Source organism: Polynucleobacter sp. HIN11 (assembly GCF_030297675.1).
Classification (GTDB): Bacteria; Pseudomonadota; Gammaproteobacteria; order Burkholderiales; family Burkholderiaceae; genus Polynucleobacter.
Genome location: NZ_AP028142.1, coordinates 1,083,093 through 1,095,299 on the forward strand (window position 1 = coordinate 1,083,093; position 12,207 = coordinate 1,095,299).

The window sequence follows — 12,207 nt, forward strand, 5'->3', positions numbered from 1 at the left end:
TTATGAGTGATATTTATATTGGCGTATATGTGCACCCAAATAAGATGCAGAAAGTTCTTGGTAGATGGCCTTGGCGCTTAAATAACGATTTAAGCGCTCGTCTACGGCATATTGGCTATTCACAAAAAATACCAAAATCAAGAAAGCGTCAGCTTATGAAATTTTATCTTGTGACAAAAGATGAATTTGAGCAATTTACCAACCCATCATCACGTACTTTTTATAAACTCAAGCACGATGTAGATATTGACCCTAAACTAGCTATCGAAAAACAGGTGATGAAAAAAGTTATAGATGATGCAAATAAGAATTATGAAAAAGAATTGGATGCGGAATTAAAAAAAACAGTGAGTTTTGTTTAAGCCAACCGCTCAGCACAAATCAAAGGAGTCAACTTTGAGTAATGCTTTTCCAGCATCATGACCGAAGTACCCATCTGCCTAGCCACGGTGTGGATATCCACACCAGTGGCCAAGGCTTGGGTGGCATAGGTATGGCGTAGGCTATATAAGGTGCGGATTTGATTGGTCTGGGGATCACGCAATAACTCAGCATCCTCTAACAAGCGTCGAAATACCCCATGCAGGCTGTAAGGCTGATCTCCCGCAGGGAACACAAACACTTTACGATCCAAGCCTGCCGCAATCAGTTGATCTAGGGATTGGTAAGGCAATTGTTGCCAACGCATGAGCCTTTCCAGCGTCGCAATTAAGGACGCTCTGGCAATCAAGTGGCGTGGACCCGTTTTACCCGATACCCAGATTTTCAAGTATTGTTCCGCCCCTGCTCGGTGCCATTGGATGTCCTTCCAGCGGATGGGCATGGATTCGGTACCCTGTCGGATGCCGGTATACAGCAAGAACTCCACATAACAGCGACATAATCTGGCCATGTCATGAAAGCGTTGGGTTCGTCCGGCTCGTCGTTGAACTTCCCACCTGGGCATAAAGGCCAACAGGTGATCTACTTCCTCGGCACTGAAACTGGGTCTAGATTGAGATCGATCCCCTGCCACATTCAAGGTCACAGGTTTGGCAAAGCGGTTGAGTAAGCCGTTGTTACTGGCTCGCGCCATAATCCGATTAAAGGTCGTGGCGTGATGGCGCTGTGTGCTGAATCGAGGCACACGTCCCATTTGGGCGATTCGCCACGAATCAAATTCATCCACTTGGCTTTGCTGGATATTGGCCACAGGCAAGCTACCAAAGAATGGAATCAGATAGTGCTCAAGCACATAGACATGATCCCGAACGCTTTGGCGATTCTTTGCAGTGGTCAACTGATTCCGCAAAGATTCCAGTTCTTCCGTGGCCAACCATGCAAAAGTTCTTGTTCTGCAAGCCTCTTCACTGGCATAGCGTTCATGGATACGGTGATGCAGCTCAATGGCTCGGGTACTGGCTTCAGCCACTTGATCACTGGCAGTGGTACCAGAAAACCATGAGCCGTTGTCCAGTCGAAAACGGCATTGCCATTGAGCACTATTAGCTCTTTTATATAAGACGATGGCACCATCAAGGAGCGAGATAGTTCGAGATTGGGTGGTAGCAGCTTGATTGAATAGATATTGAAGATTGTTCACGGGCAGCGTCCTCGAAATAGACGCTCGTTAGCTTAACTTCAGATTTGAGTTTCAGCGACCGGGCTTTTTGTCGGGAAAACCGACATTCAGAAAATATTGATTCTTATGCCTTGAATATCACATCAGTATGCCTCGCCCCTCCTACCATAAATCAAATTCATCAAATCACATGGGTTTCTCAAAAACTCCCAATATGGACGTCCCCCACGGAAACGAAAGTTGGTGACCTAATGGAGTTTCTGCATAAAACACAGCTTTAAGGGCATTATTAATAATGGGATGAGGCGTCTTGTACTCTTCTTTATAGAGTTTTGCCATTTGCTCCACATTAAGCTCTTTGGGGCGGGTTTTGCGCGATAGCCAGTACAGCGGACTGAGGAAGAACATAAAGTAGCGGGTATCTTTGAGGATTAACCCACTATTCTTTGCGAGTTCCTGATACTTTCGTTTGTCATAGCGACGCACGTGCTTTACAAACTCATCGTTGTACGACCAAAAGAAGTCAAGCGCTGGGGTCGCCACAAATAGCTTGCCACCAGGCTTTAGTGCTTTAGCCGCTTCCCGCATCACAGTGACATCATCTGGGCAATGCTCAATTACATCCAATAAGTAAGCCGTATTCCACTGCTCCTGCATTTGTAAATCCATCAGGTCAACGTGATACAGGTCCACATCCTCATCTAATACCCCTTTGGCATTGAGGAGCGCTACCCGGGAAGAATCCGCCAGCGCCAAATCGGTTAATCGATTAGGGATTGTTTGAGTAAGGTATTGCACCCAGCCGCCACATCCCCCACCCAAATCAATGGCTGAGAAGTTTTCTGATGCTTGATGACGCTTTAATGACTCTAATAAAAAACGATGGCGCCCTAGATACCAAAAATGCTTGGATTGCATTTCAAATAAATGAGCAAACTGATCTTCAACAAATTCATCATTGCGGTGCGTTACTGGTTTTTGTGGCACATAAATGCCATCGCTATCTTGGTAATACATAAACATCCCCATACCGATTTCGCACCCTATTCGGTGCAGAACTTGGTTTCGTGAGAAACCGCCCAGAATGGAGGTGAACAACCCGCTAAGGGTTTAAGGCAATGAAATGTATTTTTTAGAGGTTGCCACCAACCATTGGCTTACCTGAAGCGGTAAGCGCTTAGATGAAGTGGCGATGAGGTGGCGCTAAGGCCGGGGGTGGAAACTTGGGGTTAAGAAATGAAAACGGGACCAATAAGGTCTTGGCAAACGAAACGCGCCGAATAAAGGGTCGATCTTTTAAGACTAAAAGGACGACTGCAACAAAGGCAACCACAAAAGTGGTGTCGAGAAAATGCTTACGCGCATCTGGAACAGTCACTGCATATGAATCCGGGGTTGGCTCAGGACTGCCATCATCTAAGAGTCGCGCACTATCAAATGCGCTCAAACCCGACATATGAAATCCTGAATCGTTATCTCCAGCGATATGCGCATGTAAGAACGGAGACATGCACTTGAGGAAAATTCCCAAGAACAAGAAAACTATTAGAGTCGATCGATTGAATTTAAAACGCATTCCTATATTTTAACTGGAACTAAAAACTTGAATAACCACTATAAAAATTGGTTTTTGGGCATTTGAATCGATAAGCAATTTCTATAAATTAGAAAGATCATTGCATGCCATCCATCGAGTGGTCTGCCCACTAGGCAGTTGTCTGGTTTCCCGACAAATTCCACAATCCACCACTAGATGCCAGTAGTCACGTGGATCCCACCCAGTATCACCGCCCCACTCTCATCGGTCTGATAGGCAACCAATCTAGATCGCAATCGGCCCAATCAATCCATTAGACAATTGCCTTAATTGGCCTGCCCAGCAGGAGTCGAACCTGCGACCTACGGCTTAGAAGGGCTGGCAAATCTGCGGAACACAATGTTCGACAATGGCTTGCAGTGCCCTGATTCGGGTGTTCGTCGAAACACCGAGTGCCATGGAGTTGGATGGGACCTCGTGTAGGTGGTCATGGTATCTTCAGGCGTTTGTCGGGAAAACCGACAGCTTTAAGCACCCATTGATCACTAAGATACTCCTTATTAAGCTAGTAAAATCCTCATTTAGGGTGATAAATATGTCGTGTGAGCTTAGATAATCAACCCAATGCTTAAAATTTTCTTTAATTCCTTGGGAAATTAATGAGGCGCTTCTCAGCAGTTTTCATATTGGCTGTATTACTTGCCATTTCTGGTCTATTTAAAATAGCCCCGGCACTTGCCTCTTCAGAGCAACGCTCCTTTACCCAAATGCTCAATTTGGGCGAGGTCCGAATGGCTATTCCATATGGCCAGATTTCATATGTGAACGCAAAAAACCAGATATATGGAATCGCGCCAGATCTTGCCAGGAGTATTGGTGATTATTTATCAACTAAATATAAAAAGAAAATACAAATAAAGATTATTCCATCCCCCCAGGGCAATTAATTGCACTCCTCGATCAGGGGGATGCTGACTTTGCAATTGACTACTTTCAAGAGCATGACTTACAAAAAAATTTAAAGAAATTTCTGGTTTATGAACATCCTCGTTCTGAGAAGTTTGTGGTTGTCTCAAGAAATAACCAAAATCCAATCAATAAAATTTCAGATTTATCTGGCCAAACATTGTGCGTAGGACGCACGACAAGGATTTCTTCTTTAAATAAAACTAATGAAGAGTTACAAAAGTCTGGCAAAACTCCAATTCATCTATACCAAGATCATCTTGTCTTAAATGATGAAGATCTTCTACAAATGGTTAATGATGGTTTAGTTGATTTTGTATGGGTTGCTAATTGGCAAGCCCAGCTTTGGAAGCCACTGCTCCCGAATATCGCGATCCACGCTGACACTGCTACAGAAGGCGGTTCTTCTGGCGACGTGATTGTTACAAAAATTAACGCAGACTTAGCAAAAGATATTTTGGAATTTGCAGCAAGTCCTTATTTAGACAAGGTTTTGAAAAACTATCGACAAAAGACCTTTATCCATGAAAAGAATGCCTTAAAAAATCCTCTATCCAAAAACGAATTAAATCGCTTTGAATCCATGAAGACATACTTTCATCGATATGGTCGTGAGAATCAATTAGATCCTTTATTCTTGGCGGGGCTTGGCTTTCAAGAGTCCTTGCTTAATCAAAATGCGGTGAGTCCTGTTGGGGCGATTGGCGTTATGCAATTAATGCTGGAAACGGGCAAGTCCATGAACACAGGCAATATCTATGAACTAGAGCCTAACATTCATGCGGGCGCCAAGTACATTAACTCCCTACTGTATGCTATGTCGCTTCAAAATACGTTACCTGAAACTGAACGAGGATTTTTTGCTGTCGCAGCCTACAACTCTGGTGCAAATAATGTTCGCAAGGCAAGAGAACTAGCAGTCAAAATGGGGCTTGATCCCAATCAATGGTTTTTTAATGTTGAAATGGCAAGCGCGCGATTATTGGGATTAGAAACTTTTCTCTATGTTCGTAATGTATACAAATACTACGTAACCTATGACGTATGGGTCAGGAAAACAGCACTTGACCAAGAGAAACTAAACCCGAAGAGATGAAACTAATTAGCTAGGCAACTACTGTCCATCGCAATTTTGTCGGGTTTCCCGACAAATTCCACCGAGTTCCACTAGATGCCAATAGTCTCTTGGATGCCACCCGGTGTCACCGCCCCACTCCTGTCGGTCTGATAGGTGACCAATCCGGGCCACAATCAACTCAATCGAATCAGTGAAAGATTCCCGGAATTGGCCTGCCCAGCAGGAGTCGAACCTGCGACCTACGGCTTAGAAGGCCGTTGCTCTATCCAGCTGAGCTATGGGCAGTTGGAATGACTGATTTTAATAGACTATCCCCTACCTTTGGCTCTTTTGGGCAATTTATTAAACTCCTGTTATAAATGGTGTTTTGATAACAAAAACTGCGTTGGAGATTTCATGAAATTCCTCAAATCTTGGCTTCTATTGATTGGTTTAAGCCTTTCTCTCTCTTCTTTTGCTCAGTTTCCTGCTGATGTTGGTGACGATAAGTATCAGCCTCGCTTGGGTCAAGAAGGCAAGGATGTAATCTGGATGCCAACTGGCAACGAGCTAGTCACTCAAATGCTCAAGACCGCCAAGGTAGGCCCCAATGATTTGGTCTATGACCTCGGTGCTGGTGATGGCAAGATTGCTATTGCTGCAGCTAAAGAATTTGGTGCGCGCGCCGTGGGTATTGAGTTCAATCCTGATATGGCAGCCTTTGCCCAACGCAATGCTAATCGTGCAGGTGTGGGTGATCGTGTCAAGATCATTAATGGCGATATCTTCAAAGAAGACTTCAGTAAAGCCACGGTGGTTACGCTCTATTTATTGCCTGACCTCAATTTGCGTCTGCGCCCCACCATCTTAGCTATGAAGCCCGGTACTCGCGTGGTCTCGCACGCATTCACGATGGGTGATTGGGAAGCGGATAAAGAAATTGATGTGGGCTCCAAGGGTTACTTCTGGGTGGTTCCTGCCAATGTGGCTGGCGAATGGCAACTCGACGGTGTTGATGTAAACGGCAAAGGCACCCTGAGTTTGTCGCAACGTTATCAACGAATTGGTGGCAATCTCACCATCAATGGCAAGTCACAGCCGATTCTGAATCCAACTCTCGAGGGTGACAAACTGAGTTTTGGCTATCTCGATCGCAAGAACAATTTGCATACAGTCAAAGTAACAGTCAACGGCTCTCAGCTAAAAGGTGAAGACAAAGGTAGCACGACGTTTGCTGAAGTAACTGGTAAGCGTCGCTAAATCTTTATAGATGGGAAGCTCTTTGGGCGCTAACGCTAGCGCCTCTCCTCAACGTTTGCTCAGCCCCCTTGGGGCTGTTGCCATTATTGTGGGCATCGTCATTGGTGCCGGCATCTTCAAAACCCCATCGATGGTTGCCGGTATCACTGGTGATGTTGGTTGGGCAATTACGATTTGGATCGCTGGCGCACTCATCTCATTGATGGGCGCCCTTTGCTACGCTGAGCTTGCTACCCTCTATCCTCACGCAGGCGGTGATTACCATTTCTTGACCCGTGCGTATGGCAAGAACGTCTCGTTCTTGTATGGCTGGGCCAAAGCGATGGTTATTAATACTGGCTCGATTGCATTGCTAGCCTTCGTCTTTGGTGACTATATGACCAAAGTGTTGCCTTTGGGAGCTCACTCCTCCCTCTATTGGGCATTCTTGATTGTGATTGCACTTACGCTCATTAATTTGATTGGTATTCATGCGTCAGCTAATGTGCAAACAGTACTGACTGTTTTAGAGGTGACTGGTTTAGTCGCCATCATCATCGCTGGCTTTGGTTTATTCGGTAATACTCCACCCCCAGTTGATAACCCACCCTTGTTTAGTAATACCCCGCAACTCGGCATGCTTGGTTTGGGGATGGTCTTTGTCTTACTCACCTTTGGCGGTTGGAACGAATCCGCCTACATCTCAGCTGAACTCAAAGGTACTAGCAAAACGATCGTGAGCGTGATTGTGATTAGCCTGGTGGTGATTACCATCATCTACTTACTGGTCAATATTGCTCTTATTAATGGACTAGGCCTGAAAGCGTTAGCCAGTAGTAAGGCGGCGCCTGCTGACTTATTAGGTTTGGTCTTTGGCCCCGTCGGTGAAAAATTACTCGGTTTGTTTGTGGCAGTTGCAGCGCTAACTAGTATTAATGCCACCATGATTGTGGGAGCCCGTACCAACTACGCAATGGGTGAAGACTGGGATGGCTTAAGCAAAATGGGCAAATGGGAATCCGCCCGCGGCACCCCAACCTTTGCATATCTAGTTCAGGGTGTCATCAGCCTGGCTTTAGTTGCCTTTGGTGCTTTGCAAAGTGATGGCTTTGAAGCCATGGTGGAATTTACTGCCCCAGTGTTTTGGACCTTCTTGTTACTGGTTGGCCTTGGCTTATTTGTATTGCGGTTTAAAGACCGCTCTCCGCGCCCCTTTAGCGTACCTCTCTACCCCATCACACCACTGATCTTCTGTGCCTCATGTGCCTACTTAGCGTATTCGAGCATTATGTATGCCCACAGCAAAGGAGCAGTCGAGATCTCCTTCTATGTGATGCTGGCAGGCTTAGTTGCTCTTCTTATTCTGCGGTTACGGAAGATCTCTTAGGTCATTGAACTGACATCTTGCTCTGTAAACTAGAGCTTTTGTGGGTGTGGTTCATGCATTTGTCCTGGTTCATTCAATGCGTTTTGCTGATACTGGTCTTGGCTGGATTGCCAAGACTTGGTCATGCATTTGAGCCCTTAAACACCGATGATGCAGGCACGATTGGCAAGAGGGTCAATCAGATCGAGCAGTACTTTTATGTTCTGCACAACAACACGCCAGGTAATCCTGGTAGCGTCGCCACCCCTGGCGAAGAGTTCCGGGGGCTTGGTAATGCCAAGGCATTTCCATTTACGTACACCCACGGCATCTCCGATACGACCGAGATCGCATTTTCAACAACCTACTATGCAACCCCGCGCGGATCGTATTCACCATTCTCAAACAACATTGTTTCCTTGAAATGGCGCTTCTGGGGCGATGGTCAAACGGGTCTTGGAATGGCAATTAAACCGGCAATTACCCTGCCAGCGAGCACCTCGCAACAGGTGCAAGGCTTAGGTCTGGCAAAAACCAACTATGAGATCAATTACATCGTCTCCTACTATTGGGAACGCATTCAGGTACATACCAATATTAGTTATGCCCGCAATCCCTACAACACCAACTATCCCATAAGCGGCACATACAGTCCGTATCAAATCAATTTGGTATCGGGTTCTATTGCGCCTGTTTGGATTGTGAACTCATGGCTTAAGCTTGCTTTAGATATTGGTAGCTCGATTGATACGTCCCCAAATGCAGCCGCAGTTAATGACTACGGAATGGTGGCAGCAATATTCTCGATGAATAAGAATGTGGATATTGGCCTGTCTTATCTACAGAGCAGCACCACACCCAACAATGCTTGGACTAGCAAGGGCATTACATCCGACCGGACCGAGGTTGGGGTAACGTGGCGTTTTTGAGGAGGTTACGAGCGTATCAAGATAAAAGTGGTCGGAGTACAAGGATTCGAACCTTGGACCCCCTGCTCCCAAAGCAGGTGCGCTACCAGGCTGCGCTACACTCCGACAGACCTCTATTATAGCCTGACTGGGCTCTGAGCGCCCTCCTACAATAGGGGGGCTTGACAGCTCAGGTAGTATTGACGATATGCCTTCTTTATTGCACCATCGCCTCTTTGCCCAAGATACCCCGCCCATTAAGCGCTGGGTCATGCTTGGCTTGGTGCTGCTGAGTCTCTTAAGCACCCAATGGCTTGGGTTGGTTCACCAGATAGAACACCAAGAACTTAAACCCTCAGTAACTCTACAGACCCATGAGTCCCATGCCAGTTGCGAGAGCCATGATCACTCAATTTTTGCATTCCTGGGTCATGAAGAACATTCGGTCGAGTGCCAACTCTTTGATGCAATCACACTCGCAGGTCTTATTACTAGTAGTCCAACTCAGTTGGTTGTTCCAAATGGTTTTAGCCAATCCCTAGTTAGCTTTATTACTCCCGTGAGTGCATCACGCACTCACGAGCCCTACCAATCGCGGGCACCTCCACTCCTCATCCTCTAATCCCCCTTTGTAAATCGGTCTTCGCTTGAAGACTGATTTGGATGATTAAACGGTTTGACCTGGCATGGCCGGGTCATCCCCCCATTTGGATGAATCAATCATGAACCTGACATATTCAGTGATCGCAACACGGCGATCAGCCCTTTGGCTTGTGGCAACAGCTGCATTTAGTAGCGCAGCCATGGCACAACAAAATCCCATGCAAATTGATGTCACGGGCTCCCGCGAATCTGCAAGCAGTATTTTGACTCCCACCAAGATCTTGCAAGGTAATGAGCTGCAAGATAAATTAGGCACCACCTTAGGTGCCACCATTGGCAATGAACTTGGTGTATCGCAAACGGGTTACGGTCTTGGTGCCTCACGCCCTGTGATGCGCGGTCTTGAGGGAGCGCGTGTACAGATCTTACAAAACGGTCTATCGGTTGGCGATGTCTCAGCAATCTCTGCCGATCATGCGGTAGCCAGTCCAGTAGCGAACGCCAGACAGATTGAGATTTTGAGAGGGGCTGCCGCCCTGCTCTATGGCTCAGGATCGAGCGGTGGTTTGGTGAATATCGTCAATGATCGGATTCTGACAACGCTACCTGGTAAAGCTACGGGTGCTGTGAACACTAGTTATGACACAGTTAGCAACGGTCGTGCGGCATCCGGTGTGATTGAGGGGTCTGTGGGATCCGTGGCAGTTCATGTCGATACAGCGATTAACAACAATCAGAACTATCGGATTCCGGGGAATTCAACTTTAGCCCCTGGGGGGTGGCCGATTGGCCCCTATGAAGGTGAGACTGCTCCCAATTACACTGGGAAGCTTCCCAACTCTTTTAACAACCAAAATAACTTAGGTGTAGGTGCGTCGTATATCGGTAAATCAGGGTACACAGGAATCTCAGTTGAGCGTTTGAACAATAACTACGGTATTCCAACGCCTGAGGGTGGATTTATTAATCAATCTCAAAATCGATACGACTTCCAGCACCAAACCCGCGATCCGTTTGCAGGGTTCTCATCCATTAAATTCAGTGCAGCCAATGGCAACTACAACCATACTGAATTTAAAACTTCTGGCGAAGCAGCTGCGGTTTGGAAAAACATAGCTAATGAATTTCGTTTAGAGCTTGCGCATAAACAGTTCATGGGCTGGAAAGGAACGTTTGGCGCACAAGTAACTAACAGTTCGATGGAGGCCACAGAGGTTGAAAGCAGAAGTTATGCCATCTTGCCATCCACCAAAACAAACTCGAATGCGCTCTTCTGGATTGAGGAAGGAAGATGGGGGGCATTGCAAGGAAATCTAGGCTTGCGTTACAACAACGTTGGGCAAAAACCGAATCTTGCAACAGAGTTTGAGGCTCCTTATTATGCAGGTCCAGGTGCCGCCCCTCTAGCGCCAGGCTTACAAAACCGTAATTTCAATCTTCTATCGTATTCAGCAGGAGGTCTCTGGAACTTTGCAAACGGTTATGGAACTGGGTTGTCTTACACCGTTTCACAAAGAGCTCCTTCGGCTCCTGAACTTTACTCCTATGGGGTTCATGAAGCTACAGCGACTTTTGTTGTTGGAAACTCAAACCTCAATAAAGAAACCTCTCATAACCTCGAGTTGAATATCCAAAAAACATTAGGCAAAGTCAAAGGTAAGGTGAATGTATATCTCAACAAATTTAATAACTACATTTATGGTTACTACCTTCCGAATGAGTATGCTGGGGCAGAAGATGATGAGCTATTCAACGTAGTCCAATATCAACAAGCCGCTGCCACCATTAAGGGGGCTGAGGGTGAGCTGACCTACAACTGGGGCAATGTGGGTAGTGGTGCACGCTTGTTTGCCGATGCGTCTCAGGGCAGCTTTGATGCGGGTGGTAACTTGCCCCTGCAACCTGCTCCTCGCGTTGGTGTGCAGGTGGCGCATCAGAAGAATGGTTGGTTGGCGAACGCCAGTTATACCTATAGCTTTCAGCAAAATCGTCTTGCTGACTGGGAGGTTGGCCCAACTCCAAGCTATAACCTCTTAAATGCCGGTTTGTCCTATACCGAGAAGATCAATAAGGTGAGTTGGACGGGCTATATGATGCTCAGAAACATTCTGAACGATGATATTCGCTATGCCACCACGCCGATGGCGGTTCGTTTATACGCACCCCAACCGGGTCGCAGTTTGATGGTGGGTGTTCGAGCTAACTTCTAGAAGCCTCAATCATCGATCTCACCTGGGTCTCGCAATACAGCGCGAGATCCTTGCGATCCAGTTCGACTGCAGGGCTTGGTGCAAAGATCAGCTCGACGGTAATGGCTTTGGCTCTCAGCATCTTGGCAATGGAATCAATCAAGGTCATGTCGCCAATGAAGGCAGTGGCATCGCTATATTCCTGATGCGCATTGCGATATCGAATGGCCATTGGGAAGCTTTGCACCTGGGTTTGGGCGGCCGACTCAAAGAGATTCGTCTTGAAGGGTAAAACCCGATCTCCTGCCGTTGAGGTGCCTTCTGGGAAGATGCAAATCGGCTCTTTAGGGAGTAGATCTTCCAGTTGTTTGGCAATCTCTTTACCATGCCGTTTGTTGTCTCGACGTATAAAGAGGGTTCCGGTTTGTTTAGCCATCCAGCCAAAGATGGGCCAGCTTGCTACCTCGGATTTGGCCACAAAGCGGCAAGGCAAGAAGGAATGAATACTGGCAATATCAATCCAAGAAATATGGTTAGCCGCAATCAGATAACCCCCGCTCTTGGGCAAATACTCGGCATTAATGACCTTGAGTTTGAGCTTAAAGATCTTAAGAAGTTCTCTTGACCAAGTCTGAATATGATGTTTTTTGGTCGATTCCTGCGCAAAGGGGAAAATCACAATCAGAATCAATGCGCCTTTGATCACATGGAGCATGATTTGCAAGGCGGGCCAGAATAAGAGTCGGGATGAATCTGCCATAGTTGAGATGATAAATGGCCT

12 protein-coding genes and 2 tRNA genes are annotated in these 12,207 nt (G+C 46.6%); 8 read left to right on the top strand and 6 right to left on the bottom strand.

What is annotated here, in order from left to right:
- Nucleotides 1–2: 2 nt before the first annotated feature.
- On the top strand, nt 3–362 hold the full coding sequence (locus tag QUE60_RS05710; RefSeq protein WP_286226374.1) for a hypothetical protein: 360 nt from the start codon (nt 3–5) through the stop codon (nt 360–362).
- Here the strand turns inward: QUE60_RS05710 and QUE60_RS05715 are convergent.
- The 3 genes from QUE60_RS05715 to QUE60_RS05725 all read right to left on the bottom strand — a co-directional run bounded on the left by QUE60_RS05715 (nt 359) and on the right by QUE60_RS05725 (nt 3,071).
- A complete protein-coding gene (locus QUE60_RS05715) occupies nt 359–1,582 on the bottom strand; it encodes a tyrosine-type recombinase/integrase (protein ID WP_286226375.1) in 1,224 nt (407 codons plus the stop codon). The two genes, QUE60_RS05710 and QUE60_RS05715, sit on opposite strands and share 4 nt — an antisense overlap.
- Before the next feature lie 165 nt (nt 1,583–1,747).
- A complete protein-coding gene (locus tag QUE60_RS05720) occupies nt 1,748–2,584 on the bottom strand; it encodes a class I SAM-dependent methyltransferase (RefSeq protein WP_286226376.1) in 837 nt (278 codons plus the stop codon).
- 154 nt (nt 2,585–2,738) lie between these two features.
- Nucleotides 2,739–3,071: a hypothetical protein gene (locus QUE60_RS05725; RefSeq protein WP_286226377.1), complete on the bottom strand. Its 333-nt coding sequence runs from the start codon at nt 3,069–3,071 to the stop codon at nt 2,739–2,741.
- A gap of 713 nt (nt 3,072–3,784) precedes the next feature.
- Between QUE60_RS05725 and QUE60_RS05730 the strand changes: the two genes are divergently transcribed.
- Together QUE60_RS05730 and QUE60_RS05735 are read left to right on the top strand one after the other, a co-directional pair.
- Nucleotides 3,785–4,045 carry a hypothetical protein gene (locus QUE60_RS05730; RefSeq protein WP_286226378.1) on the top strand — a complete coding sequence of 87 codons (261 nt, stop codon included), beginning with the start codon at nt 3,785–3,787 and terminating at the stop codon, nt 4,043–4,045.
- 116 nt (nt 4,046–4,161) lie between these two features.
- A complete protein-coding gene (locus QUE60_RS05735) occupies nt 4,162–5,160 on the top strand; it encodes a transglycosylase SLT domain-containing protein (RefSeq protein WP_286226379.1) in 999 nt (332 codons plus the stop codon).
- A 190-nt stretch (nt 5,161–5,350) separates the two neighbouring features.
- Here QUE60_RS05735 and QUE60_RS05740 read toward each other — a convergent pair.
- Nucleotides 5,351–5,427: transfer RNA gene (locus QUE60_RS05740), tRNA-Arg, on the bottom strand.
- Nucleotides 5,428–5,538: 111 nt separating this feature from the next.
- Between QUE60_RS05740 and QUE60_RS05745 the strand changes: the two genes are divergently transcribed.
- Genes QUE60_RS05745 through QUE60_RS05755 form a run of 3 tightly spaced genes read left to right on the top strand, consistent with a single transcriptional unit; the run spans nt 5,539 to nt 8,655 of the window.
- Entirely contained in the window at nt 5,539–6,381 is an 843-nt protein-coding gene (locus QUE60_RS05745; RefSeq protein WP_286226380.1) for a methyltransferase domain-containing protein, read from the top strand.
- A 22-nt stretch (nt 6,382–6,403) separates the two neighbouring features.
- The gene (locus tag QUE60_RS05750; RefSeq protein ID WP_286226381.1) at nt 6,404–7,747 is read left to right on the top strand and encodes an APC family permease; all 1,344 of its coding nucleotides are present in this window, start codon (nt 6,404–6,406) and stop codon (nt 7,745–7,747) included.
- A 53-nt stretch (nt 7,748–7,800) separates the two neighbouring features.
- Nucleotides 7,801–8,655, top strand: a complete 855-nt coding sequence (locus tag QUE60_RS05755; RefSeq protein WP_286226382.1) for a hypothetical protein — start codon at nt 7,801–7,803, stop codon at nt 8,653–8,655.
- Nucleotides 8,656–8,683: 28 nt separating this feature from the next.
- On the opposite strand, the gene QUE60_RS05760 is transcribed toward QUE60_RS05755, so the two are convergent.
- Nucleotides 8,684–8,760, bottom strand: a tRNA-Pro gene (locus QUE60_RS05760).
- Between the two features lie 82 nt (nt 8,761–8,842).
- Between QUE60_RS05760 and QUE60_RS05765 the strand changes: the two genes are divergently transcribed.
- Together QUE60_RS05765 and QUE60_RS05770 are read left to right on the top strand one after the other, a co-directional pair.
- Nucleotides 8,843–9,256 carry a hypothetical protein gene (locus QUE60_RS05765; protein ID WP_286226383.1) on the top strand — a complete coding sequence of 138 codons (414 nt, stop codon included), beginning with the start codon at nt 8,843–8,845 and terminating at the stop codon, nt 9,254–9,256.
- A 100-nt stretch (nt 9,257–9,356) separates the two neighbouring features.
- Nucleotides 9,357–11,447, top strand: a complete 2,091-nt coding sequence (locus tag QUE60_RS05770; RefSeq protein WP_286226384.1) for a TonB-dependent receptor — start codon at nt 9,357–9,359, stop codon at nt 11,445–11,447.
- On the opposite strand, the gene QUE60_RS05775 is transcribed toward QUE60_RS05770, so the two are convergent.
- Complete coding sequence (locus QUE60_RS05775) at nt 11,437–12,186, bottom strand: lysophospholipid acyltransferase family protein (protein WP_286226385.1); 750 nt, start codon at nt 12,184–12,186, stop codon at nt 11,437–11,439. The genes QUE60_RS05770 and QUE60_RS05775 overlap by 11 nt on opposite strands.
- Nucleotides 12,187–12,207: the final 21 nt, after the last annotated feature.

Bases quoted from the DNA above. Each gene is read 5' to 3' on its own strand.
- QUE60_RS05755 (WP_286226382.1), top strand. From the start codon at position 7,801: ATGCATTTGTCCTGGTTCATTCAATGCGTTTTGCTGATACTGGTCTTG.
- QUE60_RS05770 (WP_286226384.1), top strand. From the start codon at position 9,357: ATGAACCTGACATATTCAGTGATCGCAACACGGCGATCAGCCCTTTGG.
- QUE60_RS05710 (WP_286226374.1), top strand. From the start codon at position 3: ATGAGTGATATTTATATTGGCGTATATGTGCACCCAAATAAGATGCAG.
- QUE60_RS05775 (WP_286226385.1), bottom strand. From the start codon at position 12,186: ATGGCAGATTCATCCCGACTCTTATTCTGGCCCGCCTTGCAAATCATG.
- QUE60_RS05745 (WP_286226380.1), top strand. From the start codon at position 5,539: ATGAAATTCCTCAAATCTTGGCTTCTATTGATTGGTTTAAGCCTTTCT.
- QUE60_RS05720 (WP_286226376.1), bottom strand. From the start codon at position 2,584: ATGTTTATGTATTACCAAGATAGCGATGGCATTTATGTGCCACAAAAA.
- QUE60_RS05765 (WP_286226383.1), top strand. From the start codon at position 8,843: ATGCCTTCTTTATTGCACCATCGCCTCTTTGCCCAAGATACCCCGCCC.
- QUE60_RS05725 (WP_286226377.1), bottom strand. From the start codon at position 3,071: ATGTCTCCGTTCTTACATGCGCATATCGCTGGAGATAACGATTCAGGA.